Origin of the sequence: Streptomyces sp. NPDC059355 (assembly GCF_042752335.1) — a bacterium.
Classification (GTDB): domain Bacteria; phylum Actinomycetota; class Actinomycetes; order Streptomycetales; family Streptomycetaceae; genus Streptomyces.
Map to the genome: position 1 here is coordinate 166,076 of NZ_JBHYXN010000003.1, position 24,557 is coordinate 190,632.

The 24,557-nt window shown below is 69.6% G+C and carries 24 protein-coding genes and 1 pseudogene; 21 read left to right on the forward strand and 4 right to left on the reverse strand.

The window, feature by feature from the left end; genetic code table 11:
- Nucleotides 1–86: 86 nt before the first annotated feature.
- The 3 genes from ACFXGI_RS04410 to ACFXGI_RS04420 all read left to right on the forward strand — a co-directional run bounded on the left by ACFXGI_RS04410 (nucleotide 87) and on the right by ACFXGI_RS04420 (nucleotide 4,564).
- Complete coding sequence (locus ACFXGI_RS04410) at nucleotides 87–788, forward strand: HAD family hydrolase (RefSeq protein ID WP_384703096.1); 702 nt, start codon at nucleotides 87–89, stop codon at nucleotides 786–788.
- Between the two features lie 480 nt (nucleotides 789–1,268).
- Nucleotides 1,269–2,873, forward strand: a complete 1,605-nt coding sequence (locus tag ACFXGI_RS04415) for an ABC transporter substrate-binding protein (protein WP_384703099.1) — start codon at nucleotides 1,269–1,271, stop codon at nucleotides 2,871–2,873.
- Between the two features lie 104 nt (nucleotides 2,874–2,977).
- The gene (locus tag ACFXGI_RS04420) at nucleotides 2,978–4,564 is read left to right on the forward strand and encodes an ABC transporter substrate-binding protein (RefSeq protein ID WP_384703101.1); all 1,587 of its coding nucleotides are present in this window, start codon (nucleotides 2,978–2,980) and stop codon (nucleotides 4,562–4,564) included.
- A 74-nt stretch (nucleotides 4,565–4,638) separates the two neighbouring features.
- Here the strand turns inward: ACFXGI_RS04420 and ACFXGI_RS04425 are convergent, their stop codons facing one another.
- Nucleotides 4,639–5,313 carry a response regulator transcription factor gene (locus ACFXGI_RS04425; RefSeq protein WP_053688739.1) on the reverse strand — a complete coding sequence of 225 codons (675 nt, stop codon included), beginning with the start codon at nucleotides 5,311–5,313 and terminating at the stop codon, nucleotides 4,639–4,641.
- 66 nt (nucleotides 5,314–5,379) lie between these two features.
- Entirely contained in the window at nucleotides 5,380–6,297 is a 918-nt protein-coding gene (locus tag ACFXGI_RS04430; RefSeq protein WP_384703104.1) for a RecB family exonuclease, read from the reverse strand.
- A 186-nt stretch (nucleotides 6,298–6,483) separates the two neighbouring features.
- On the opposite strand from ACFXGI_RS04430, the gene ACFXGI_RS04435 reads away from it, so the two are divergent.
- The 3 genes from ACFXGI_RS04435 to ACFXGI_RS04445 all read left to right on the forward strand — a co-directional run bounded on the left by ACFXGI_RS04435 (nucleotide 6,484) and on the right by ACFXGI_RS04445 (nucleotide 9,418).
- On the forward strand, nucleotides 6,484–7,689 hold the full coding sequence (locus ACFXGI_RS04435) for a site-2 protease family protein (protein WP_384703107.1): 1,206 nt from the start codon (nucleotides 6,484–6,486) through the stop codon (nucleotides 7,687–7,689).
- A gap of 18 nt (nucleotides 7,690–7,707) precedes the next feature.
- Nucleotides 7,708–8,604, forward strand: a complete 897-nt coding sequence (locus tag ACFXGI_RS04440; protein ID WP_030157179.1) for a tRNA (adenine-N1)-methyltransferase — start codon at nucleotides 7,708–7,710, stop codon at nucleotides 8,602–8,604.
- 211 nt (nucleotides 8,605–8,815) lie between these two features.
- Nucleotides 8,816–9,418: a hypothetical protein gene (locus ACFXGI_RS04445; RefSeq protein ID WP_384703110.1), complete on the forward strand. Its 603-nt coding sequence runs from the start codon at nucleotides 8,816–8,818 to the stop codon at nucleotides 9,416–9,418.
- 4 nt (nucleotides 9,419–9,422) lie between these two features.
- On the opposite strand, the gene ACFXGI_RS04450 is transcribed toward ACFXGI_RS04445, so the two are convergent.
- Nucleotides 9,423–9,743: a ferredoxin gene (locus ACFXGI_RS04450; RefSeq protein WP_384703113.1), complete on the reverse strand. Its 321-nt coding sequence runs from the start codon at nucleotides 9,741–9,743 to the stop codon at nucleotides 9,423–9,425.
- 264 nt (nucleotides 9,744–10,007) lie between these two features.
- On the opposite strand from ACFXGI_RS04450, the gene arc reads away from it, so the two are divergent.
- From arc to prcA, 6 genes and pseudogenes are all read left to right on the forward strand, one after another.
- A complete protein-coding gene (arc, locus tag ACFXGI_RS04455) occupies nucleotides 10,008–11,774 on the forward strand; it encodes a proteasome ATPase (protein WP_030860268.1) in 1,767 nt (588 codons plus the stop codon).
- Nucleotides 11,775–12,022: 248 nt separating this feature from the next.
- A complete protein-coding gene (dop, locus tag ACFXGI_RS04460) occupies nucleotides 12,023–13,534 on the forward strand; it encodes a depupylase/deamidase Dop (RefSeq protein ID WP_030860265.1) in 1,512 nt (503 codons plus the stop codon).
- 170 nt (nucleotides 13,535–13,704) lie between these two features.
- Nucleotides 13,705–13,917, forward strand: a complete 213-nt coding sequence (locus ACFXGI_RS04465) for a ubiquitin-like protein Pup (RefSeq protein WP_030016348.1) — start codon at nucleotides 13,705–13,707, stop codon at nucleotides 13,915–13,917.
- 116 nt (nucleotides 13,918–14,033) lie between these two features.
- Nucleotides 14,034–14,209 (forward strand): annotated as a pseudogene (locus tag ACFXGI_RS04470) (endonuclease domain-containing protein); the annotation flags it as partial.
- Complete coding sequence (gene prcB / locus ACFXGI_RS04475; protein WP_384703118.1) at nucleotides 14,161–15,000, forward strand: proteasome subunit beta; 840 nt, start codon at nucleotides 14,161–14,163, stop codon at nucleotides 14,998–15,000. The pseudogene ACFXGI_RS04470 and the gene prcB, both read left to right, overlap by 49 nt.
- 41 nt (nucleotides 15,001–15,041) lie before the next feature.
- Nucleotides 15,042–15,806 (forward strand): proteasome subunit alpha, encoded by a 765-nt coding sequence (gene prcA, locus ACFXGI_RS04480; RefSeq protein ID WP_030157191.1) that lies wholly within the window; start codon nucleotides 15,042–15,044, stop codon nucleotides 15,804–15,806.
- Nucleotides 15,807–15,860: 54 nt separating this feature from the next.
- Here prcA and ACFXGI_RS04485 read toward each other — a convergent pair whose 3' ends face one another.
- Nucleotides 15,861–16,856, reverse strand: a complete 996-nt coding sequence (locus ACFXGI_RS04485; RefSeq protein WP_384703122.1) for a LacI family DNA-binding transcriptional regulator — start codon at nucleotides 16,854–16,856, stop codon at nucleotides 15,861–15,863.
- A gap of 147 nt (nucleotides 16,857–17,003) precedes the next feature.
- On the opposite strand from ACFXGI_RS04485, the gene ACFXGI_RS04490 reads away from it, so the two are divergent.
- The 9 genes from ACFXGI_RS04490 (at nucleotide 17,004) to tatA (ending at nucleotide 24,529) form a co-directional block, all read left to right on the forward strand.
- A complete protein-coding gene (locus tag ACFXGI_RS04490; protein ID WP_384703125.1) occupies nucleotides 17,004–18,302 on the forward strand; it encodes an MFS transporter in 1,299 nt (432 codons plus the stop codon).
- 58 nt (nucleotides 18,303–18,360) lie between these two features.
- Nucleotides 18,361–19,722 (forward strand): Pup--protein ligase, encoded by a 1,362-nt coding sequence (gene pafA, locus ACFXGI_RS04495; RefSeq protein ID WP_384703128.1) that lies wholly within the window; start codon nucleotides 18,361–18,363, stop codon nucleotides 19,720–19,722.
- Between the two features lie 104 nt (nucleotides 19,723–19,826).
- Nucleotides 19,827–20,765 (forward strand): FKBP-type peptidyl-prolyl cis-trans isomerase, encoded by a 939-nt coding sequence (locus ACFXGI_RS04500; RefSeq protein ID WP_384703131.1) that lies wholly within the window; start codon nucleotides 19,827–19,829, stop codon nucleotides 20,763–20,765.
- A 42-nt stretch (nucleotides 20,766–20,807) separates the two neighbouring features.
- Nucleotides 20,808–21,185: an FKBP-type peptidyl-prolyl cis-trans isomerase gene (locus ACFXGI_RS04505; protein WP_030860252.1), complete on the forward strand. Its 378-nt coding sequence runs from the start codon at nucleotides 20,808–20,810 to the stop codon at nucleotides 21,183–21,185.
- Between the two features lie 179 nt (nucleotides 21,186–21,364).
- Complete coding sequence (locus ACFXGI_RS04510; RefSeq protein WP_384703134.1) at nucleotides 21,365–22,321, forward strand: helix-turn-helix transcriptional regulator; 957 nt, start codon at nucleotides 21,365–21,367, stop codon at nucleotides 22,319–22,321.
- Between the two features lie 127 nt (nucleotides 22,322–22,448).
- Nucleotides 22,449–23,417: a helix-turn-helix transcriptional regulator gene (locus ACFXGI_RS04515; RefSeq protein WP_384703137.1), complete on the forward strand. Its 969-nt coding sequence runs from the start codon at nucleotides 22,449–22,451 to the stop codon at nucleotides 23,415–23,417.
- Between the two features lie 124 nt (nucleotides 23,418–23,541).
- The gene (locus ACFXGI_RS04520; RefSeq protein ID WP_384703139.1) at nucleotides 23,542–23,790 is read left to right on the forward strand and encodes a hypothetical protein; all 249 of its coding nucleotides are present in this window, start codon (nucleotides 23,542–23,544) and stop codon (nucleotides 23,788–23,790) included.
- Nucleotides 23,791–23,816: 26 nt separating this feature from the next.
- The gene (locus ACFXGI_RS04525) at nucleotides 23,817–24,017 is read left to right on the forward strand and encodes a hypothetical protein (protein WP_030860243.1); all 201 of its coding nucleotides are present in this window, start codon (nucleotides 23,817–23,819) and stop codon (nucleotides 24,015–24,017) included.
- A 215-nt stretch (nucleotides 24,018–24,232) separates the two neighbouring features.
- Complete coding sequence (gene tatA / locus ACFXGI_RS04530) at nucleotides 24,233–24,529, forward strand: Sec-independent protein translocase subunit TatA (protein WP_384703142.1); 297 nt, start codon at nucleotides 24,233–24,235, stop codon at nucleotides 24,527–24,529.
- Nucleotides 24,530–24,557: the final 28 nt, after the last annotated feature.

Consider the following 24,557-nt stretch of genomic DNA (forward strand, 5'->3'; position numbering starts at 1 on the left):
ATACAGGCCGGCCGCCTGTTCCCCGGGTCATGCCCGCGGGGAAGAGGCGGCCGGCCTTCTCGTCCCCTGAGAGAGGTGTGTGCCGGATGACCAGCACCGTTCCCGCGTCCGTCGCCCGTACGGCCGACGGGCATGCCCTGCAGGCGGTGCTGCTGGACATGGACGGCACCCTCGTCGACACCGAGGGCTTCTGGTGGGAGATCGAGGTGGACGTCTTCGGCGAGCTCGGCCACCGGCTGGAGGAGTCCTGGCACGATGTCGTCGTCGGCGGGCCGATGACGCGCAGCGCCGCCTTCCTCATCGAGTCCACCGGCGCCGCCATCACCCTTTCGGAGCTGAGCGTCCTGCTGAACGAGCGATTCGAGGCACGGATCGCCGATCAGGTCCCGCTGATGCCCGGCGCCGAGCGGCTGCTGGCCGAGCTGGCCCTGCACAACGTGCCCACCGCCCTCGTCTCCGCCTCGCACCGCAGCGTCATCGACCGGGTGCTGCGCACCCTGGGCCCCGAGCGGTTCGCGCTGAGCGTGGCCGGCGACGAGGTGGCCCGTACGAAGCCGCACCCCGACCCGTACCTGCTCGCGGCCCGCACCCTCGGCGCGCACCCCTCGCGCTGCGCGGTCATCGAGGACACCGCGACGGGCGTGGCCTCCGCCGAGGCCGCCGGCTGCCGGGTCGTGGCCGTGCCCTCCGTCGGCACCATCGCGCCCGCGCCCGGCCGCACCATCGTCCGCTCGCTGGAGGAAGTGGACCTTCCGTTCCTGCGCTCCCTCATCACTCCGATGAACTGATCGCATACGCTCAGTGCCGAACGGAATCGTGGTGTGACCGAGGTCCCACGGAAGGATCTTCCGTTCCATGGCCTGGAGGCTGAAATTCCATCCTTTCCGTGGCAGTTTTAACAGGTGACCTTTGTCACCCGCCAAGCCCCCGACGGACCTGTCCGGGGGCTTGGAAACCTGCCCTTGTGTCCGGATTGATCAGCTCCTGACCGAATCTGCGATGACCGGGACATAGACAGGCAGTCCGCACCCATCACCGTGCGATTACGCCCCAAGTCCTGCCAGTTCAAGCCATCCCCTCCCAGACCACTAATGTCGACGCGGGCACTACGCCGCACCTCTGCCGTCCCGGACGCACACCCATGTGCCGGAACCGCGTGGACCGATCGTCACAACACCGGCCCGATCGTTCCGCCCTGAACGGGCGACCGCCGCGAAGTGCCCTTTACGCCGCTTTGAGCAAGTGCCGGTCAAGGGAGTACTTCCAGCATGAACCGCAAGACCCTGGTGCTGACGGCCGCGGCCGGACTGCTCACCCCCACGCTCGCCGCCTGCGGCAGCACGAGCGGAGGCGGAGCGGGATCCGGAGTGATCGTCGTCGGAACCACCGACCGGTTCGAGGCGGCCGACTACGCCCCCGCACCGTTCGACCCGGCCTACGCCTACGACGCCGGTGCCTGGAACATCCTGCGGCAGACCGTCCAGACGCTGATGCACACCCCCCGCGGCGGCGGCCAGCCCGTCCCCGAAGCGGCCTCCGACTGCCGCTTCACCGACACGGGCAACGAGAGCTACCGCTGCACCCTGCGCTCCGGCCTCAAGTTCGCGAGCGGCGAGCCCCTCACGGCCAAGGACGTCAAGTTCTCCATCGACCGCGTCCTCGCCATCAAGGACGAGAACGGCCCCTCCTCGCTGCTCTCCACCCTCGACACCGTCGAGGTGAAGTCCGCGGACACCGTCGTCTTCCACCTGAAGACCCCGGACGCGACCTTCCCGTACAAGCTCTCCACCCCGGCCGCCGGCATCGTCAGCGAGAAGAACTACGACGCGAAGAAGCTCCGCGAGGGCTTCGCCGTCGACGGATCCGGCCCGTACACGATGAAGGCCGAGGTCAAGGACAACCACGTCGTCCGGGCCGTCTTCACCAAGAACCCCAACTACAAGGGCGACTTGAAGCTGCAGAACGACAAGGTCGAGCTGCGCACCTTCGGCGACTCCGCGGCCATGGGCAAGGCCCTCACCGCCGGATCCGTCCACATGGTCTCGCGCACCCTGTCGCCCGCCCAGATCACCGAGTTCGCCGCCAAGCCGCCCAAGGGCGTCAAGCTGGTCCCGATGCCCGGCCTGGAGATCCGCTACATCGGCTTCAACACCGATGCCCCGGCCGTCAAGGACAAGGCCGTACGCCAGGCCCTCGCCGCCGCCGTCGACCGCAACGCGATCATCGACAAGGTCTACGGCAAGTCCGCGCAGCCTCTGTACTCGCTGGTCCCCTCCTCCGTGCCCGGCCACGTCAACTCCTTCTTCAACAAGTACGGCGAGGCCAACACCGCGAAGGCCGCCGACCTGCTGAAGGCCGCCGGGATCAAGACCCCGGTCAAGCTGACGCTGAACTACGCCAAGGACCACTACGGCGACGGCACGGCCACCGAGTTCGAGACCCTGAAGAACCAGCTGAACTCCACCCAGCTGTTCGACGTCACCGTCCAGGGCTCCGACTGGTCCGACTTCCGGCCCGCGCAGAAGAAGGGCGACTACGCCGCCTACGGGCTCGGCTGGTTCCCCGACTACCCGGACGCCGACAACTTCCTCGCCCCGTTCCTGGAGCAGGACAACTTCCTGGGCACGCCGTACGCCAACGCCGCGGTGCGCACCAAGCTCATCCCCGAATCCCGGCGCGCCGTCGACCGCAACGTCGCCGTCCCCGCGATCACGGAGATGCAGGACATCGTCGCCGAGGACGTGCCCGTCCTGCCCCTGTGGCAGGGCAAGCAGTACGTCGCCGCACGCGACGGGATCACCGGAGTGGAGTGGTCGGTCAACGCCATCTCCGACCTCCAGCTGTGGGAACTCGGCCGCGGCGTCAGCGGCTGAGACCGGCAGTACCGGCAGTACCGGCAGTACCGGCAGTACCGGCGGCGGGTGTCGCAGGCCGGCGCAACGAAACAGTTCGACTGACTGTGAAGGACGTTCGCGTGATGAGACGTAACCAGTGGCTTGCGGCCCCGCTCGGCGCGGCCACCGCCGCCGCACTGCTCAGCGGTTGCGGTTCGACCGGCAGCCCCACCGCCGACGGCGGCGGCAAGGGCGTGGTCATGGGCATATCCGACCGGGTACGGTCCACCGACCCCGCCTCCGGCTACGACGCCGGGTCCTGGCTGCTCTTCAACAACGTCTTCCAGTCCCTGCTGGCCTTCCCCAAGGGCGGCGGCACCACGCCGGAGCCCGACGCCGCGCAGAGCTGCAACTTCGAGGGCGGCGACAGCAAGCTCTACAAGTGCACCCTGCGCGCCGGCCTGAAGTTCAGCAACGGCCACGCGCTCACCTCCAAGGACGTCAAGTACTCCTTCGAGCGCACGCTGAAGATCAACGACGACAACGGCCCCGCCGTGATGCTCTCGTCGATCGCCGGCATCGACACCCCCGACGACAAGACCGTCGTCTTCCGCCTCAAGACCTCCGACGCGACCTTCCCCAGCAAGATCGCCTCGGGCGCGGGCTCCATCGTCGACCACAGCGAGTACCCGGCTGACAAGCTCCGCACCGACAACAAGGCCGTCGGCTCGGGCGTCTACAAGCTGGACTCCTTCAACGACAAGAGCGCCGGGTTCTCCGTCAACGAGAACTACAGCGGCAAGGCCAAGGCGAAGAACACCGGCGTCACGCTCAAGTTCTTCAACGGCGACCAGGCCGCCCTGAAGAAGGTCCTGGAAGGCGGCGACGTCGACTTCGCCTTCCGCGGCCTCGCCGCCAAGGACATCGCCGCCATGTCCTCCACCAAGACCGGCGACAACAAGGTCGAGGTCGTCCAGGGCACCGGCGCCGAAGTCGAGCACCTCGTCTTCAACATGAACGACCCGATCGCCGGCAAGCTCCCGATCCGCAAGGCCATGGCCTACCTCGTGGACCGCGAAGCGATCGTCAAGGAGGTCTACGACGGCACCACGACCTCCCTCTACTCGATCGTCCCGGCAGGCATCGCCTCCCACAACACCGCCTTCTTCGACCGCTACGGCGGCAGCCCGCAGCCGAAGAAGGCCGAGGCCGTCCTGCGCGCCGCCGGCATCAAGGACAAGGTGAAGATCACCCTGTACTCGACGACGACCCGCAACGGCGCCTCCACGGACCAGCAGTTCCAGCTCATCGCCAAGCAGCTCAACGAGAGCGGACTCTTCGAGGCCGACGTCAAGTCCGTCGAGTTCACGCAGTACCAGAAGGACATCCAGGACGGCAAGTACGGCGTGTACGTCAAGGGCTGGGTCCCCGACTACCCCGACGCCGACAGCTTCACCCAGCCGTTCTTCGGCCCGGACAACGTCGTGCACAACAACTACGACAACAAGGAGATCAGCGGGACGATCATCCCGTCGACCGCCGCCAAGTCCGACCGCACCGCAGCCAACACGGACTACAACCGGCTGCAGGACATCGTCGCCGACGAGATCCCGCTGCTCCCGCTCTGGCAGAGCAAGCAGTACGCCGTCACCCGCCAGAACGTGACCGGCCTGCAGTGGTCGCTGGACGCCTCCACCGTCTTCCGCTTCTGGGAGATCAGCAAGGGCTGACCCGACCCGGTACGGCGAAGGGGCCGGCAGCCGCACGATGCGGCCGCCGGCCCCTTCGGCCGTCTCGGGCGGTGCTACGCCCCGGCGCCCGGCCGCACCAGACCGCTCTCGTACGCGTACACCGCCGCCTGGACCCGGTCGCGCAGGCCGAGCTTCGTCAGCACGTGCCCCACATGCGTCTTCACCGTCGTCTCGCTGACGAACAGGTCCGCCGCGATCTCCGCGTTCGACAGGCCGCGCGCCACCAGCTTCAGCACCTCGACCTCGCGCTCGGTCAGCGTGCCCAGCGTGTCCGGCAGGCTCTCCTCGCCCGACGGCAGATGGCCCGCGTACTTGTCCAGCAGCCGCCGCGTGATGCTCGGCGCCAGCATCGCCTCACCGCCCGCGACCACCCGGATCGCCTGCACCAGCTCGACGGCCGGCGCGTCCTTCAGCAGGAACCCGCTCGCCCCCGCCCGCAGCGCCTCCACCACGTACTCGTCCAGGTCGAACGTGGTCAGCACGAGCACCTTCGCCGGGCCGTCCCGGCCCGGACCCGTGATCTGCCGGGTCGCCTCCACCCCGTCCATCCGGGGCATCCGGATGTCCATCAGCACCACGTCGGGCTGCAGCGCCCGTACCTGGTCCAGAGCCTGCAGACCGTCCCCGGCCTCGCCGACGACCGCCAGGTCCTGCTCGGCCTCCAGGATCATCCGGAAGCCGGTGCGCAGCAGCGGCTGGTCGTCGACCAGTAGGACGCGGATCGCCACGGTGGGGTACCTCGTATTCGTACGGCGGCATCGACGGACGCCGCCCATTCTGCCCTGGCCGGCCCCTCAGGATTCCGCGGCCCCGGCCCCGGCCCCAGGCTCGGTCCCGGCCCCGGGCCTCGGGGCGATCACCAGCGGATAGACCGGGGGAGTCCCGCCGAACTCCGGACACACCGCCTGGTGATCGCACCAGCCGCACAGCTTCGTCGGCCGCGGGCGCCAGTCACCCGTCTCCGTCGCCTCCTTGATCGCGTCCCACAGCGCCAGCAGCTTGCGCTCCACCCGCTCCAGATCGGCGATCACCGGGTCGTACGTCAGCACGTCCCCACTGCCCAGGTACACCAGCTGCAGCCGCCGCGGCACGACCTGCTTCAGCCGCCACACCACCAGCGCGTAGAACTTCATCTGGAACAGGGCGCCCTCGGCGTACTCCGGCCGCGGCGCCTTGCCCGTCTTGTAGTCGACGATCCGCACCTCGCCCGACGGCGCCACGTCCACCCGGTCGATGATCCCGCGCAGCCGCAGCCCCGACTCCAGCTCCGTCTCCACGAAGAACTCCCGCTCCACCGGCTCCAGCCGCGTCGGGTCCTCCAGCGTGAACCACCGCTCCACCAGCGCCTCGGCCTCCGTCAGCCAGCGCGCCAGCCCCGCCCCCTCGTCCGCCTCCGGGAACAGCTCCACCAGCTCCGGCTTCGACTCCAGCAGCCGGTCCCACTGCCCCGGGATCAGCGCCTTCGCCCGCGGCGCCGTCCGCTCCACCGCCGGGTGGTCGAAGAGCCGCTCCAGCACCGCGTGCACCAGCGTGCCCCGCGTCGCCGCCGCACTCGGCTTCTCCGGCAGCTTGTCGATCACCCGGAACCGGTACAGCAGCGGGCACTGCATGAAATCGCTCGCCCGCGAAGGGGAGAGCGAAGAGGGCGCCACAGCGCGCGGCGCTGCGTCGGCATCGGCTGCGCCAGGAACCGGACCGGGGCTCGTCGTCATGGACAAAACCCTACGACCCGCCACCGACAGCGCGCGCATACCATCGACGACGAGCACCCTCGCACTGCATGATCGGAGCATCACACCGCGCTACCGGAACCCCGCCCCGCACCGAACGTGCACCTGCACCACACTGAAAGCACCGCCGGCCGCAACCCGCCGGACAGCACCGAACGAAGGACAGCCGTGGCAGACACCGACGAAACCGGCGAGCGCGCAGACAAGCGCTCCGGACCGGGCGGCGGCATCCTCATGGGCCGCCCCTTCGGCGTGCCCGTCTACGTCTCGCCCAGCTGGTTCCTCGTCGCCGCTCTCATCACCTGGGTCTTCGGCGACCAGCTCGACCGCGTCCTGCCCGACCTCGGCCCGGCCCGCTACCTCGTCTCCCTCTTCTTCGCCGTCGCCTTCTACGCCTCGGTCCTCGTCCACGAACTCGCCCACACCGTCGCCGCGCTGCGCTTCAAACTGCCCGTGCGCCGGATCCAGCTCCAGTTCTTCGGCGGCGTCTCCGAGATCGAGAAGGAGTCCGAGACCCCCGGCCGCGAATTCGTCCTCGCCTTCGTCGGCCCCCTCCTGTCGATCCTCCTCGCCGGCGCCTTCTACCTCGGCATGGAGCTCGTCGACCCGGCCACCGTCCCCGGCGTCCTGCTCGCCGGCCTGATGATCTCCAACCTGCTCGTCGCCGCGTTCAACCTGCTCCCCGGCCTCCCCCTCGACGGGGGCCGCATGCTGCGCGCCGTCATCTGGGGCATCACGGGCAAGCCCATGACGGGCACCGTCGCCGCCGCCTGGGTCGGCCGGGGCCTCGCCGTCGCCGTCCTCATCGGACTCCCGATGATCACCCACACCGGCATCCTGGGCACGGGCGCGGGTGCCGTCGAGTCGACCGGCATGAACACCGTCATGGACGCCCTGCTCGCCGCGATCCTCGCCGCCATCATCTGGACCGGCGCCGGCAACAGCCTGCGCATGGCCCGCCTGCGCGAACGCCTCCCCGGACTGCGCGCCCGCACCCTCACCCGGCGCGCCGTCCCCGTCGAGAACGCCACCCCGCTCTCGGAGGCCCTGCGCCGGGCCAACGCCCACGGAGCCCGCGCCATCGTCGTCGTGGACGGCCACGGCGATCCGCTGTCCATCGTCCGCGAGAGCGCCATCGCCTCCGTCCCCGAACACCGCCGCCCCTGGGTCGCCGTGAGCACCCTCGCCCAGGAGCTCACCGACGGCATGAAGGTCTCGGCCGAACTCTCCGGCGAGGAGCTCCTCGACCACCTCAGGGCCACCCCCGCCACCGAGTACCTCGTCCTCGAACCCTCCGGGGAGATCTACGGCGTCCTGTCCACCCTCGACGTCGAGAAGGCCTTCGTGAAGGCCATGGCGCGGCCCCAGTCCTGAAGCCAATACACTGGTCACATGTCCGAACCGACCGGTGCCGCCCGCCGACGCGGGCCCTTCGAGGTCGGGGACCAGGTTCAGCTCACCGACCCCAAGGGCCGCCACTACACGTTCACGCTCGAAGCCGGGAAGAATTTCCACACCCACAAGGGTTCCTTCCCGCACGACGAGCTGATCGGCTCCCCCGAGGGAAGCGTCGTCCGTACCACGGGCAACGTCGCCTATCTCGCGCTGCGTCCCCTGCTCCCCGACTATGTCCTGTCCATGCCCCGCGGCGCCGCCGTGGTCTACCCCAAGGACGCGGGCCAGATCCTGGCCTTCGCCGACATCTTCCCCGGCGCCCGCGTCGTGGAGGCGGGGGTGGGATCCGGCTCCCTGAGCAGCTTCCTGCTGCGCGCCATCGGCGACCAGGGCATGCTCCACAGCTACGAGCGCCGCGCGGACTTCGCCGAGATCGCCACCGCCAACGTGGAACGCTACTTCGGCGGCCCCCACCCGGCCTGGCAGCTGACCGTCGGCGACCTCCAGGACAACCTGTCCGACACGGACGTCGACCGCGTGATCCTCGACATGCTCGCCCCCTGGGAGTGCCTGGAGGCCGTCTCCAAGGCGCTGGTCCCCGGCGGCATCCTGTGCTGCTACGTGGCCACCACCACCCAGCTCTCCAAGACCGTCGAGTCCATCCGCGAGATCGGCTGCTTCGCCGAGCCGCAGCCGTGGGAATCGATGATCCGCAACTGGCACGTCGAGGGCCTGGCCGTCCGCCCGGACCACCGGATGATCGGCCACACCGGCTTCCTCGTCACCGCCCGCCGCCTCGCCGACGGCGTCGAGCCGCCCATGCGCCGCCGCCGCCCCGCCAAGGGCGCCTACGGCGAGGACTACGACGGACCCGGCAGCGACCGCTCCGCATAGCCGGCGGCGAGGCCGCCCGGCCCAGCCAACACCAAGGCGCTGTGGCGCAGTTCCCCGGACGATCCGGGAACTGCGCCACAGCGCCTTTTCGTTGTCCCACCAGTGGCTCCCCATACCGGTCCCAGCCGACACGGACCCGGCCGTTCCGCCCCGGTGTGAGGTGTGGCACGATGCTGGCTCCCCGTCACCCTTCGCACAGGAGACACCCCGCGTGCCGCACCGCCCCGCCGAGCTGACGCCGACACCGGAATTCCTGGGCCACAGCAGCGCCAGGCCCCTGCACTGGCTCGCCACGGCCACCGCCATGGCCGCCGTCATAGCCGCCGCGGGACTCGTCCAGCCGGACGCCTCCGCCACCGGCCACGCCGGCCCTGAGGCGGCCCCCGCGAGCGGCCCGCAGGCGACCGCCCCCGACCCGGCCGCGGTCACGTACCCGCTGGACTGCAAGGGCCTCCCGACGGCCGTCACGGCCACCGCCCAGGGCGACCTCGACGGCGACGGCCGCCCCGAGACCGTGGTCGCCGTGCGCTGCGACGCCGGATCCGGCACCCCGCCCCACGCGATCTACGTACTGGCCCAGGACAAGGCGCCGGGCTCGACGCCCAGGGTCGTGGCCACCCTGCTGGAGGCCGGGAAGAGGCAGACCGCCACCGAGCTCACCGTGCGCGACGGAGTCGTCACCGCCAGCCTCCTCGGTTACTCCTCGCCCCAGGTGCCCCGCTACAGCCCCGACGTGAAACAGCTCGCCAAGTGGCGCTGGAGCGGCGGAAAATTCCGCCAGGAGCTGACGAACTCAGACGCCAGAAGTGTTTGAACCGTCACTCCGCGTCGGGGCCGTAGACCTCGACCCTGTCCGAAACGCGCCTTACGTGGATGCAGTCGCCCGGGCATTCCTTCGCCGAGTCCACCACGTCCTGCAGGAGCGTGAGGGGAACCGGAGTCGTCGCTCCCGCGTCCACCAGAAGCTCGTCCTCGGAGCTCTTCACGTACGCCAGACCGTCGATGTCCAGCTCGAACACCTCCGGCGCGTACTGCACACAGATGCCGTCACCGGTGCACAGGTCCTGGTCGATCCAGACCTCGAGCGGCTCGCCGGCCTGCCCGGCACCACCCGTGGGAGCCTCCTGCTGCACGGTCATATCTCCTGCCGTTCCCTGTGCTCAGTGATCCGTTTCCGCCACAAGCCGCGGCAAGTCGCGCGAGCCCTGACGGGTGTTGAACAGTTCGACCTTACAACCGGCCGCTTTCCGATGTTGATGGGTGGGTATTTCCTTGGCGTGAGGGAGTACGCAAGGGTGAAGATCGGACACACCTCTACCGTCTTTGTGATCTAGGGGTTTCAATCACCACCAGCCCAGGTAGGGTCAGGAAGCGTCCAGCTCCCCTTGGAGGAGGTGAGGACCGTGGCAGCCCACGACGACGACATCAACCGCGGCATCCGGCCGGGGCGAGGGTCTGAGGACCCCGCCGGTCAGGTTGCCTATCTCGAGCAGGAAATCGCCGTCCTGCGACGTAAGCTCGCCGACTCTCCGCGACACACGAGGATTCTCGAAGAGCGGATCGTCGAGCTCCAGACAAACCTGGCCGGCGTCTCCGCGCAAAACGAGCGACTGGCAAATACGCTCCGTGAGGCCCGCGACCAGATCATCGCACTCAAGGAGGAAGTCGACCGGCTCGCGCAGCCGCCGGCCGGCTTCGGTGTCTTCCTTCAGGCGAACGAAGACGGCACCGTCGACATCTTCACCGGCGGCCGAAAGCTCCGCGTGAACGTCAGCCCCAGCGTCGAACCGGAAGACCTCCGGCGCGGCCAGGAGGTCATGCTCAACGAGGCCCTCAACGTGGTCGAGGCCATGGAGTTCGAACGGGCCGGGGACATCGTCACCCTCAAGGAGATCCTCGAGGACGGCGAGCGCGCCCTGGTGGTCGGGCACACCGACGAGGAAAGGGTGGTGAGGCTCGCCGAGCCGCTCCTGGACATCACCATCCGCCCCGGCGACGCCCTCCTGCTCGAGCCCCGCTCCGGCTACGTCTACGAGGTCGTCCCCAAGAGCGAGGTCGAGGACCTGGTCCTCGAAGAGGTCCCGGACATCGACTACGACAAGATCGGCGGCCTGGGCGACCAGATCGAGCTGATCCGCGACGCGGTCGAGCTCCCGTACCTCTACCCCGACCTCTTCAAGGAACACGAACTGCGGCCCCCGAAGGGCATCCTGCTCTACGGCCCTCCCGGCTGCGGCAAGACGCTCATCGCCAAGGCAGTGGCCAACTCCCTTGCCAAGAAGGTCGCCGAGGTGACCGGACAGGCCCAGGGCAAGTCCTACTTCCTGAACATCAAGGGCCCCGAACTCCTCAACAAGTACGTCGGCGAGACCGAGCGGCACATCCGCCTCGTCTTCCAGCGTGCTCGTGAGAAGGCCAGCGAGGGCACCCCCGTCATCGTCTTCTTCGACGAGATGGAATCCCTCTTCCGCACCCGCGGATCCGGAGTCAGCTCGGACGTGGAGAACACCATCGTCCCCCAGCTGCTCGCCGAGATCGACGGTGTGGAGGGCCTGGAGAACGTCATCGTGATCGGCGCCTCCAACCGCGAGGACATGATCGACCCGGCCATCCTGCGCCCCGGCCGGCTCGACGTGAAGATCAAGATCGAGCGCCCCGACGCCGAAGCGGCGAAGGACATCTTCGCCAAGTACCTCAAGGCCTCGCTGCCGCTCCACACCGACGACCTCACCGAGCACTCCGGCTCGCCCGAGGTCGCCGTCCACAGCATGATCCAGACCGTCGTCGAGCAGATGTACGCCGAAACCGAGGAAAACCGCTTCCTCGAGGTCACGTACGCCAACGGCGACAAGGAGGTCCTGTACTTCAAGGACTTCAACTCCGGCGCCATGATCCAGAACATCGTGGACCGGGCCAAGAAGATGGCCATCAAGGCCTTCCTCGAACACAACCAGAAGGGCCTCCGGGTCTCCCACCTCCTCCAGGCTTGCGTGGACGAGTTCAAGGAGAACGAGGACCTTCCGAACACCACCAACCCGGACGACTGGGCCCGGATCTCCGGCAAGAAGGGCGAGCGGATCGTATTCATCCGCACGCTCGTCACCGGAAAGCAGGGCGCGGACACCGGACGCTCCATCGACACGGTGGCGAACACCGGTCAGTACCTCTGATCGAACAGGGCGGCTGCGGATGCCCTACCCGGGCACCCGCAGCCGACTGCTTTACCAACTGCTCTTTTCAGCCGGTGACGGGGTGAAGTCAATGACTGAAATGATCTCCCCACCAGCGCGGAGTGGTTCTAGGCTCTTCCGTACCGCCGGTCGCGCAGTGCGGGGACGGGCACCGCACACGCACCGGAGCACCAGCGGTACTTGAGCGCCGCTCCCGAACGGGAGCGTCGCCGGGCAAGGAGGGCCGCATGACCGTACGGCGAGTAATGGGAATCGAGACGGAGTACGGGATCTCCGTCCCGGGGCACCCGAACGCCAATGCCATGCTCACCTCGTCCCAGATCGTCAACGCCTACGCGGCGGCGATGCACCGGGCGCGCCGCGCCCGCTGGGACTTCGAGGAGGAGAACCCGCTGCGGGACGCCCGCGGCTTCGACCTCGCCCGCGAGGCCGCCGACAACAGCCAGCTCACCGACGAGGACATCGGCCTCGCCAACGTCATCCTGACCAACGGCGCACGGCTCTACGTCGACCACGCGCACCCCGAGTACAGCTCCCCGGAGATCACCAATCCGCTCGACGCCGTCCTCTGGGACAAGGCCGGCGAGCGGATCATGGCCGAGGCCGCCGTCCGGGCCGCCCAGCTGCCCGGTGCCCAGCCCATCCACCTCTACAAGAACAACACCGACAACAAGGGCGCCTCCTACGGCACGCACGAGAACTACCTGATGAAGCGGGAGACCCCCTTCTCGGAGATCGTGCGCCACCTGACCCCCTTCTTCGTCTCCCGCCAGGTCGTGACCGGCGCGGGACGGGTCGGGATCGGCCAGGACGGCCGCGAGCACGGCTTCCAGATCAGCCAGCGCGCGGACTACTTCGAGGTCGAGGTCGGTCTGGAGACGACACTCAAGCGGCCCATCATCAACACGCGCGACGAGCCGCACTCGGACGCCGAGAAGTACCGCCGGCTGCACGTGATCATCGGCGACGCCAACCTCTCCGAGATCTCGACGTACCTCAAGCTCGGCACCACCGCCCTCGTCCTCTCGATGATCGAGGACTCCTTCATCAACGTCGACCTGGCCGTGGACCAGCCCGTACGGACCCTGCACCAGGTCTCCCACGACCCCGACCTGCAACACCTGATCACGCTGCGCAGCGGCCGCACGCTGACCGCCGTGCAACTCCAGATGGAGTACTTCGAGCTGGCCAGGAAGTACGTGGACGAGCGTTTCGGCTCCGACGCGGACGAGCAGACCAAGGATGTGCTGGTCCGCTGGGAGGACGTGCTGGGCCGGCTGGAGAGCGACCCGATGAGCCTGTCGGGCGAGCTGGACTGGATCGCGAAGCGCGAGATCCTGGAGGGCTACCGGAGGCGGGACGGGCTCGGCTGGGACGCCGCCCGGCTCCACCTGGTGGACCTGCAGTACGCGGACGTACGGCCCGAGAAGGGCCTCTACAACCGCCTGGTGGCCCGCGGCAAGATGAAGCGGCTGGTGGAGGAGTCGGCGGTAGAGCGGGCGGAGGGCAAGCCGCCGGAGGACACCCGGGCGTACTTCCGGGGCCGGTGCCTGGAGCAGTACGCGGACGACGTGGCCGCGGCCTCCTGGGACTCGGTGATCTTCGACCTCCCGGGCCGTGACTCGCTGCAGCGCGTCCCGACGCTGGAACCCCTGCGGGGTACGCGCAAGCACGTGAAGGAGCTCCTGGACCGCTGCCGCACGGCGGAGGACCTGGTGCGGGTACTCAGCGGGAACTGAGGGCTGAAAAGTCACCGTTCCGGGAATCATGAAAGCAGCCGCACGTTATGAAAGTGCGGGGACGAATGCCGGACCCTCCTTGTAGGGTCCGACGTAGGGTCTGATCTTGAGAGATCCCGATCCCGGGGTCTCTCGACATGAGCGCGCGAACCGAGCGGGGTGAGGTAGACATGGCGACCAAGGACACCGGCGGCGGACAGCAGAAGGCGACTCGCTCGACCGAGGAGGTCGAGGAGGCGGCGGTCGAGGAATCGACCGACCTCAAGGAGCGCCAGGAAAAGCTCTCCGACGACGTCGACTCAGTTCTTGACGAGATTGACGATGTACTCGAGGAGAATGCCGAGGACTTCGTGCGATCCTTCGTTCAAAAGGGTGGTCAGTAAGACCCCTCTGCCTTCGATTCGAAGGTAATGGTGGGCGAAATGGCCAGGTTGGAGCAGAGCGCCGTCGCGCGCCCGATGCGGTGAGCAGGAGCCGCGTCGGGCGTTCGCTCCCGTAGGTTGATCATCGCCGTGGGGCGGGTAGGGTCCGTGGCGTACTTTGCTTCAACTGCAATTCAGGTCTTGGCGTGTTGAAAGACAACCCCGACCGCATGCGTCGGGCCGCCGCTCATTTGGAGGGAACGCGTGGAAGCCAACACTCGTAGCACGGGGCGGCTGCCGGCAGCCTTCCTGACGCCGGGGTCCTCGTCCTTCATGGACTTCCTCGGGGCGCACTCGCCCGAGATGCTGCCGGGGAACCGGAAGCTGCCCGACGGCATTGTCGAGGCGCCTCACGGGACGACCATCGTCGCCACCACGTTCCCCGGCGGGGTCGTGCTCGCCGGTGACCGGCGGGCGACCATGGGGAACATGATCGCGCAGCGGGACATCGAGAAGGTGTTCCCCGCCGACGAGTACTCCGCGGTGGGCATCGCCGGTACGGCCGGCCTGGCCGTGGAGATGGTGAAGCTGTTCCAGCTGGAGCTGGAGCACTTCGAGAAGGTGGAGGGGGCGACCCTCTCCCTGGAGGGCAAGGCCAACCGGCTCTCCACCATGATCCGGAGCAATCTGGGCATGGCGATGCAGGGGCTGGCGGTCGTCCCGCTGTTCGCCGGGTACGACGAGGCCAAGGAGAAGGGCCGGATCTTCTCCTACGACGTGACCGGCGGCCGCTCCGAGGAGCACGGCTACGCGGCCACCGGATCGGGCTCCATCTTCGCCCGGGGCTCCATGAAGAAGCTCTACCGCCCCGATCTGACGGAGGAGCAGGCCACCACGCTGGTCGTGCAGGCGCTGTACGACGCCGCCGACGACGACTCGGCGACCGGTGGGCCGGACCTGTACCGCCACATCTACCCCATCGTCACCGTCATCACCGACGAGGGATTCCGCAGGCTGACGGACGATCAGTCGCAGGAACTCGCCCGCAGCGTCACCGACCGGCGGCTCGAGCAGCCCGACGGGCCGCGCGCGGCCCTGCTCTGACCAGTCCTCCTCGTCGCCCAGAAGAAAGGGACGGATAACCGGTGTCGACTCCGTTCTACGTCTCACCCCAGCAGGCCATGGCCGACCGGGCGGAATACGCCCGGAAGGGCATCGCCCGCGGTCGCAGCCTTGTCGTGCTGCAGTACGCCGACGGCATCGTGTTCGTCGGCGAGAACCCGTCCCGCGCGCTGCACAAGTTCAGCGAGATCTACGACCGGATCGGCTTCGCGGCCGCCGGCAAGTACAACGAGTACGAGAACCTGCGGATCGGCGGCGTTCGCTACGCCGATCTGCGCGGATACACCTACGACCGCGACGATGTGACGGCCCGTGGGCTGGCCAACGTCTACGCGCAGACGCTGGGCACGATCTTCTCCAGCGCCGGCGAGAAGCCGTACGAGGTGGAGCTGGTCGTGGCCGAGGTCGGCGCGACGGCCGCGGGCGACCAGATCTACCGGCTGCCGCACGACGGTTCGATCGTGGACGAGCACGGCTCGGTCGCGGTCGGCGGCAATGCCGAGCAGATCAGCACGTACCTGGACCAGCGCCACCAGGACGGGATGACCCTGTCCGAGGCGCTGAAGCTGGCGGTGCAGGCCCTGTCGAGCCAGGCGAACGGCGCGGACAAGACGATCCCGGCCGAGCGGCTGGAGGTCGCGGTGCTGGACCGGACGCGGGCCCAGCAGCGGAAGTTCAAGCGGATCCGGGGCAGGCAGCTGTCGCGGCTGCTGGAGGCGGACGTCACGGCGGCCGTGCAGGCCGACGCCGTGTCGAACGACGAGGCTCCCGAGGACGATTCCGAGTAGGGATCCACGCGCGAACGGCGCCCCCGGCCCACCGGCCGGGGGCGCTTTCGCGTTTCAGGCGGGGGCCGGGCCCGTGGAGGCGCGGACGATCAGGTCGACCGGGAGGTCGGGGGCGGTCCAGGGGGTGCCGTCCAGGACGGCGAGGAGGGCGGTCATGCCCTGTTCGCCGACGCGTTCGGCGGGCAGGTGGACGGTGGTGAGCTCGGGTTCGACGGCGGTGGCGAGGGCGAGGTCGTCGAAGCCGGTGACGGAGAGGTCCTCGGGGACGCGCAGGCCGAGGCGGCGGGCGGCCTTGCAGGCGCCGGCGGCCAGGATGTCGTCGTCGCAGACGACGGCGGTGGGCCGGCCCCCGGGGGCCGCGAGGACCGCCTCCATGGCCGTATGGGCGTCGGCGACGGTGAGCGGGGCCCGTACGGTGCGCAGCTCGGCGTGGGGGCCCAGCAGGGCGGCCAGGGCTTCGGCGCGGACGTCGAAGGTCCAGGAGTCGACGGCGGAGGCGAGGTGGAGGACGCGGCGGTGGCCGAGGGCGAGGAGGTGCTCGGTGATCTGGCGCATGCCGTCGGCCATGGCGAGGTTGACGTGGGCGGCGGCGCGCGTGGCGGTGGGGTCGCTGTCGAGCATGACGAGGGGGAGCTCGGCGTCGCCGATGGCGTCGAGGGCATGGGCGGCCATGGAGGAGGCGATGACCCCGTCGAGGGCGGCACGGGCGGAGGCGAAGGGGTCGCGGGCGGGGCCGGTGCCGTCGGGGGAGGGGTAGAGGACGACGCCGAAGCCGTGTTCGGCGGCGATGCGGGCGGCGCCGGTGTAGACGCGGGCGAAGAACTCGTTGGTGAGGGCGGGGACGACGAGGAGGGCGGTGCGGGTGGAGCCGAGCCGGAGGCTGCGGGCGGCGAGGTTGGGCCGGTAGCCGAGGGTGGTGGCGGCTTCGCGGACCAGGCCGGCGGTGCGTTCGGAGACGCGGCCGCGCCACTTGTCGCCGAGGACGAGGGAGACGGTGGCCTGCGAGACCCCGGCGGCGGTGGCCACGTCCCGGCTGGTGGGTCTCGTCACACCGTGCTCCTGTTGTACGAGGTCGGCGGGGGTGGGGGTGATGGTCGGGTTGGACCCCCGTGGTGTGGCCATGGTACGTATGACCTCCGACGTTATACGTATTACTAGATTGACTCCCGGCTGGACTCCGGGCAGAAGGGGGCGGACATGGCCGCGGGATACGCGGAGCTGCTCAGGACCCGGCACGCCGCGAGGCTGCTGGCGGGCACGCTCGTCGGCCGGCTGCCGAACGCCACCGCGGCCATCGCGATCGTGCTGTTCACGCGCGCGGAGGGCGGCAGCTACAGCCTCGCGGGCGCGCTCGCCGCGGTCTACGGGGTGGCGAACGCGGTGGGCCAGCCGCTTCTCGGGCGGGCCGTGGACCTCTTCGGGCAGCCGCGGGTGCAGCTGCCGGCCGCGGTGCTCTCGGCGCTGGGCATGGCGTGGCTCGCGTTCGCGGGCACCGGGTCGGCTGCGGCCGCGTACGGGGCCGTGGTCGTCGGCGGATTCTTCGTGCCGCCGCTGGAGGGCGGGCTGCGGGCGCTGTGGCCCTCGGTGCTCGGGGGCAAGGAGGAGCGGGTGCACGCCGCGTACGCGATGGACGCGGTGGCGCAGGAGATCATGTACACGGTCGGACCGCTGCTGGTGACGCTGTGCGTCTCGCTGTGGAATCCGGCCGGGGCGCTGCTGGTGATCCATGCCCTCGGTGTCCTGGGGGCGCTGTCCGTGGTGCTCAGCGAGCCTTCGCGGAGGTGGCGTTCGGAGCCGCGCGAGGCGCACTGGCTGGGCGCGCTGCGCTCGACGGGGCTGCGGGCGCTGCTGGGTGCGTTCTTCTTCGTGGGCATGGCGCTGGGTTCGATCACGGTGGCGGGTGTGGCGTACGCCGACGACCACGGGGGCCAGTCGGTGTACGGCTGGCTGATGGCGGCGCTGGGTCTGGGCGCGCTGGGCGGCGGGGTGCTCTACGGGGCGCGGCAGTGGGCGGGTGCGCCGGAGCGGCGGCTGCGGGTGATCGTGGCGCTGTTGGCGGTGTGCTACCTGCCGCTGGTGCTGGTTCCGGGGCCGGTGGCGATGACGGCGCTGGCGGCGCTGGCGGGCGTGTTCCTGGCGCCGGCGCTGGCGTGCGCGTTCATCGTCGTGGACCGTCACGCTCCGGTGGGGACGGTGACGGAGGCCTTCTCGTGGCTGGTGACGTTCTTCGGTGTGGGCGCGGCGATCGGTACGGCCGCGGCGGGGCCGGCGGTGGAACTGGGTGGTTCGGCGAGCGGGTTCGGCGTGGCGTGTGTCGCGGGTGCGTCGGCGCTGCTGGTGCTGACGCTCACTCAGCGCGTCATGGCCGCTCCGGGCCGGACCCGTACGGTGGCGGGCTCCCCGGCCATGGCCGGGGAAGGCGTCGGCGGGGGCGCGGTGGAGGGGTCCGCGGGCGGTCCGGCGGGCGGTCCGGCGGAGCGGCTCGTCGGCAACTGATCGAAACGGCGTTCACGAACCCGGTTTCAGAACAGTGCGGAAGGCGTAATGTTCAGTCATGGACCGCCGCATTTTCGGGCTGGAGAACGAGTACGGCGTCACGTGCACGTTCAGGGGACAGCGCCGACTGTCTCCTGACGAAGTGGCGCGCTACCTCTTCCGCCGTGTTGTGTCATGGGGCCGCAGCAGCAATGTCTTCCTGCGGAACGGCGCCCGCCTGTACCTCGACGTGGGTTCGCATCCGGAATACGCAACTCCCGAATGCGACAACGTGACGGAACTCGTCACGCACGACAAGGCAGGCGAGCGCATTCTCGAAGGTCTGCTCGTCGACGCCGAACGCCGCCTGCACGAGGAGGGAATCGCGGGCGACGTCTATCTCTTCAAGAACAACACCGACTCGGCGGGCAACTCGTACGGCTGCCACGAGAACTATCTGGTGGCCCGGCACGGGGAATTCTCCCGCCTGGCGGACATCCTCATTCCGTTCCTCGTCACGCGCCAGCTGATCTGCGGCGCGGGCAAGGTGCTGCAGACCCCCCGGAGCGCGGTCTACTGCGTGAGCCAGCGGGCCGAGCACATCTGGGAGGGCGTCAGCTCCGCGACGACCCGGTCGCGGCCGATCATCAACACCCGCGACGAGCCGCACGCGGACGCCGAGCGCTACCGCCGTCTGCACGTGATCGTCGGGGACTCGAACATGTCCGAGACGACCATGCTGCTCAAGGTCGGGGCCACCGACCTGGTGCTGCGCATGATCGAGGCGGGCACGGTGATGCGGGACCTGACCCTGGAGAACCCGATCCGGGCGATCCGCGAGGTCAGCCACGACATCACGGGCCAGCGCAAGGTGCGCCTGGCGAGCGGCCGGGAGGCCTCGGCGCTGGAGATCCAGCGCGAGTACTACGACAAGGCCGTGGACTTCGCCGAGCGCCGGGGTATCCGTACCGGCACGGTGGACCAGGTGCTGGAGCTGTGGGGCCGCACCCTCGACGCGATCGACGCGGAGGACCTGGACCGGATCGGGACCGAGATCGACTGGGTCATGAAGTACCAGCTGATCGAGCGGTACCGGGCCAAGCACGGCATGACCATGTCGAACCCGCGCGTGGCCCAGATAGACCTCGCGTACCACGACATCCACCGCCGGCGCGGGCTGTACTACCTGCTGGAGCGCAAGGGGCAGGCGGCGCGGATCTGCAACGACCTCAAGATCTTCGAGGGCAAGTCGGTGCCCCCGCAGACCACACGGGCGCGGCTGCGCGGCGACTTCATCCGCCGGGCGCAGGAGCAGCGGCGGGACTTCACGGTCGACTGGGTGCACCTCAAGCTGAACGACCAGGCGCAGCGGACCGTGCTCTGCAAGGACCCGTTCCGGTCGGTGGACGACCGGGTGGAGAAGCTGATCGCCGGGATGTGAGATCGCGCTGATCTCGTGCAGGGCCCCGTACGGATCTCGTACGGGGCCCTGCGCACGCCTTAGAGTGGCGACGACCGCACCGCCGTCTGAGATCTGAGGAACACGTGCGCCGACTTGCCGGCCTGCTTGTCGTACCCCTTCTGCTGCTGTCGACAGCAGCCTGTGGCGACAGCGGCTCCGACTCCGCCGAGATGAAGAACGGGGCGCCCGCGATCACCAAGGGCGCCAAGTTCGGTGAGACCCCGACCCTGGCCAAGGGCAAGGGCGACCCGCCGAAGGAGCTGAAGGTGGTGACCGTCAGCGAGGGCAACGGCCCGGTGCTGAAGAAGGGCGATGTCGCTCAGGTCAACTACTACGGCCAGGTCTGGGACGGCAAGGAGCCGTTCGACCAGAGCTTCGGCAAGGGCAAGCCGTTCGAGGTGACCATCGGTGCCGGAATGGTCATCAAGGGCTGGGACCAGGGTCTTGAGGGCAAGAAGGTCGGCAGCCGCCTGGAGCTCGTGATCCCGCCGGACCTCGGTTACGGCGACAAGGGATCCGGCGACAAGATCAAGCCGAACGCCACGCTGGTCTTCGTCGTGGACATCGTCAAGGGCACCTCGGTCCCGGCCTCGGCCAAGGGCAAGGAGGTCGCGCAGGACGACAAGGACCTGCCGAAGATCGGTACGAACACGGACGGCAAGGAAGTCTCCGTGACCGTCCCGAAGGACGTGACGCCGCCGGCGAAGCTGGTGTCGAACTACGTGCTGGAGGGTGACGGCCCGGCCGTCAAGGACACCGACAGCGTCGTGGTCAAGTTCAACGGCAAGACGTGGAAGGACGACAAGACCTTCGAAAGCACGTACGCCACGGACCAGACGGTCACCTGGCCGATGGACCAGCTGTCGGTCAAGGGTCTCAAGGAAGGCCTGACCGGCAAGAAGGTCGGCAGCCGCATCCTGCTGGTCATCCCGCCGGACCAGGGCTTCGGCGACAAGGAGACGGGCACCATCCCGGCCAACTCGACGCTGGTCTTCAGCCTCGACATCCTCGCCGTGATGTAAGACTGTCCGAGTTGACCTGATTCAGTTTTGAGGAGCAGTTCCGTGAGCAACCAGCTCGAGAAGCCCGAGATCGACTTCCCCGACTTCCCGGTTCCGGCCGACCTCGTCATCGAGGACGTCTGGGTGGGCGAAGGCGCCGAGGCCACGGCCGGCAACAAGGTCTCCGTCCACTACGTGGGCGTGGCCTATTCCACCGGCGAGGAGTTCGACGCCTCCTGGGGCCGCGGCGCCCCGCTGCAGTTCATCCTGGGCATCGGCCAGGTCATCCCGGGCTGGGACAAGGGCATCGAGGGCATGAAGGTCGGCGGCCGGCGCAAGCTGGTCATCCCGGCCCACCTCGCGTACGGCGACCGCGGCGCCGGCGGCGCCATCAAGCCGGGCGAGACGCTGATCTTCGTCTGCGACCTGATGGGCGTCTGATTCGACGACCCGCGATCGGTGAAGGGGCCCCCGCCGTCAGGCGGGGGCCCTCGCTTTTGCCGGGGCCCGCCGGGGCGGTACGGTCAACGGTCACGGAGGTGTGCGCCGTGCGTGCTCGCGCGTGTCGCACCTGCCGGACGAGTGCCAACGTGTAAGCGGAGAAGGGCGGAAGGGCGTCGATGGCGATTGCCAAGGCCGAGCGGCTGATGAATCTGGCGCTGTGTCTGCTGGGGACCCGCCGGCCGCTCAGCAAGCGCGAGCTGCGCGGTTCCATCGAGGCGTACATGGAAGCCGGCAACGACGAGTCGTTCAACCGCATGTTCGAGCGGGACAAGGACGATCTGCGCGAACTCGGCCTGGTCATCGAGACGGTGGAGAACCTGGAGGGCGAGACCGGCTACCTCGCCCGCCGCGACAGCAACCGGCTGCCGCCCGTCTCCCTCGACGCCGAGGAGGCCGCCGCCCTCGGGCTCGCGGCCAAGGTCTGGCAGCAGGCCCGCCTCGCCGGAGCCGCCAGCGGCGCCCTGCAGAAGCTGCGCGCCGGCGGGATGCCGGAGGCGGGGGACCCGTACGAGGGCCAGCACAGCGCCATCGAACCGCGCATCCCGGTCCACGAGGCGGCCTTCGAACCGCTGATGCTCGCCTGCCGTGACCGCCGGCCGGTCGCCTTCGACTACCGCAAGTCCACCGCCGCGCGGCCCGAGACCCGGCAGGTGGAGCCGTGGGCGCTGGAGTGCTGGCGCGGCCACTGGTACCTGGCCGGCTACGACCGCGACCGCGGGGCGGAGCGGGTGTTCCGGCTCTCCCGGATCACCGGCAAGGTCAAGTCCCGTGCGGCCAGGTACACCGCCGAGGTCCCGGACGTGGTGACCGTACGGGAGACCGTGGCGAGCTGGGCCGGGGAGAGCGCGGACCGCTCCGCGCTGATCCGGCTGCGGGCCGGGGCCGGGTACCCGCTGCGGGCCAAGGCCACCGCGGTGCGCGAGGGCGGGGACGGCTGGGACGAGCTGGAGATCCCGTACGGGCACGGGCTCGACGCCTGGCTGGTCGAGTTCGGGCCGGACGTGGTGGTCGTGGGCCCCGCCGACCTGCGGGCGGACGTCGTGGACCGGCTGCGCGCCGTGGCCGCGGGCTGAGGCCGCCCGGCGGACCGGACCGGCAGATCCGATCTGCCGGGCCCGGCGCGGCCGCCGCCCGATCCGCCGCACCGATCGCACCACCGCACCGTTCACAAGACGTGCCCTGAGGGGGAGACGTACCAGCATGGCTGCCAACGCCATCGACCAGACCCGCCGGATGCTGTCCCTGGTGACCTACCTGCGCGAGCGCCCCGGGGCGCACGTCGCGGACGTCGCCCGTGCCTTCGGGATCACCGAGGACGAGCTGATCTCGGACCTCGACGTGCTGCCCATGTGCGGGACCAGCTTCCGCGGCGGGGACCTGCTCGACATCGACACCGACGGGGAGCGCATCTGGTGGCGCAACCCCGACGCCTCGGGGGAGTCCACCGCCGAGCCGCTGCGCCTGGCCGCCGACGAGGCGACCGCGCTGCTGGTCGCCGCCCGCGCCGTGGCCACGCTGCCGGGGCTGCGCGAGAGCGACCGGGACGCGCTGCTGCGGGCCACCGCGAAGCTGGAGGCCGCCGCGGGCGAGGCGGCCGGGGCCAGCTCCCGGCTGTCGGTGACCTTCGAGGCGGAGGGCGGGGTCTTCGCCGACGTCGACCGGGCAATCGCGGAGCGCCGGCGGCTGTGGCTGCGCTACTACTCGCCCGCCCGCGACGAGCTGACCGAGCGCAAGGTCGACCCGATCCGGCTCTTCGCGGTGGGCCACACCTACATGGAGGGCTGGTGCCACCTCTCCGAGGCCCGGCGCACCTTCCGCCTCGACCGGGTCGCCGAGATCCGGCTGCTGGACGAGCGGGCCGATCCGCCCGCCATCGAGCCGCGCGATCTGTCCGAGGGGCTCGTCCAGCCGGCCGCCGAGGACCCGGAGGTCGTGGTCGAGGTCGGACCGGGCGGCCGCTGGGTCGCCGAGTACTACCCGCACGACAGCGCCGAGGAGCTCTCCGGCGGCGGCCTGCGGATCACGCTGCGCAGCCCGGATCCGGCCTCGCTGCGCCGGCTCGCGCTGCGGCTGGGCCGCGAGGGCCGGATCGTGGCTCCCGCGGAGCTGGCCGACAGCGCGCGGCAGGCGGCGCGGGAGGCGCTCGCCGGCTACGGGGACCAGGGCTGAAGAAGCGGTACGAGCAGGGCTGGGCAAGGGGAAGCGGCGGGGCCGTGCGGTACGGGCCCGGCCGTACGGGAGCCGCGCCGTCAGCGAGCGGACGGCATGAGGGGAGCGCCGAGCGATGTCGCCAATGTCCGGGCCACGGGGTGTGCAGGCGGCCGCGGGGCCGCCGGTCTCCTTCAAAGCGGCCTGTTCCGACTGCCGGGCCCGCTTCGAGCTGGACGCGGGGTCCCTGCGGCTGGTGATCGGCGGAAGCCGGCGCACCACGTTCTACTCGTTCACCTGTCCCGAGTGCGGGGCCTCCGTACGCAAACCGGCCGGTGAGCGCATCGTGGAACTGCTGACCGGCGGCGGCGTGAGCACCCTGCGCAGCGTCTGAGGCGGCCGGTGGCCTAGGCTCGGAGCATGCTGTGGCCGATGCTCGCAATCGCCCTGGGTTTCCTCGGGCTCGCCGTCCTCGCCGTCCTCGCGGTGCGCGTCTTCGTGGAGGTGCGGCGGCTGTCCGGCCAGGTCGAGCTGGCCAGCCGGCGGATCGCGGACGCCTCGGGAGACCTGGAGCGCGCGGCGAGCGACCTGGCACGCTCGGGCGGCGCCGTCCGGCCGTGAAAACGGTACAAACCACAGGATCGCGTCCCGCAGATCTCTGGAAAGTGCGGGTCAGGACCCGTACCGTCGGTCCCAGCCGCACGCAAGGCGGGATACCCCGGGGGATTGCCGGGCGTTAACCCCCGGGGGTTACGATCCTTGCCTGAGGGGTCACGGATCACGGTCCGGGGCCGCCGACACCACAACCAGCCGTTTCGGTGAGAAGGAAGTCAGACATGATCGGCAATCTGAAGCCTCTTGAGATCCTCCTGATCATCGCCGTGATCTTCCTGCTGTTCGGTGCCAAGAAGCTCCCCGACATGGCGCGCTCCCTCGGCAAGTCGGCCCGCATCCTCAAGAGCGAGGCCAAGGCCATGAAGGCGGAGGGCGCCGCGGAGGACAACGCCACCGCCGCGACCGTCGCCGACCAGGCCCCGCAGCAGGCCGCCGCCCCGCGCACCATCAAGGCCGCTCCCGGCGACGTGACCAGCTCGCGTCCGGTCAACGAGCCGAACCACACCACCCAGGGCTGATCGCCCGGCCGCCGGGCTGTCCGCCCGC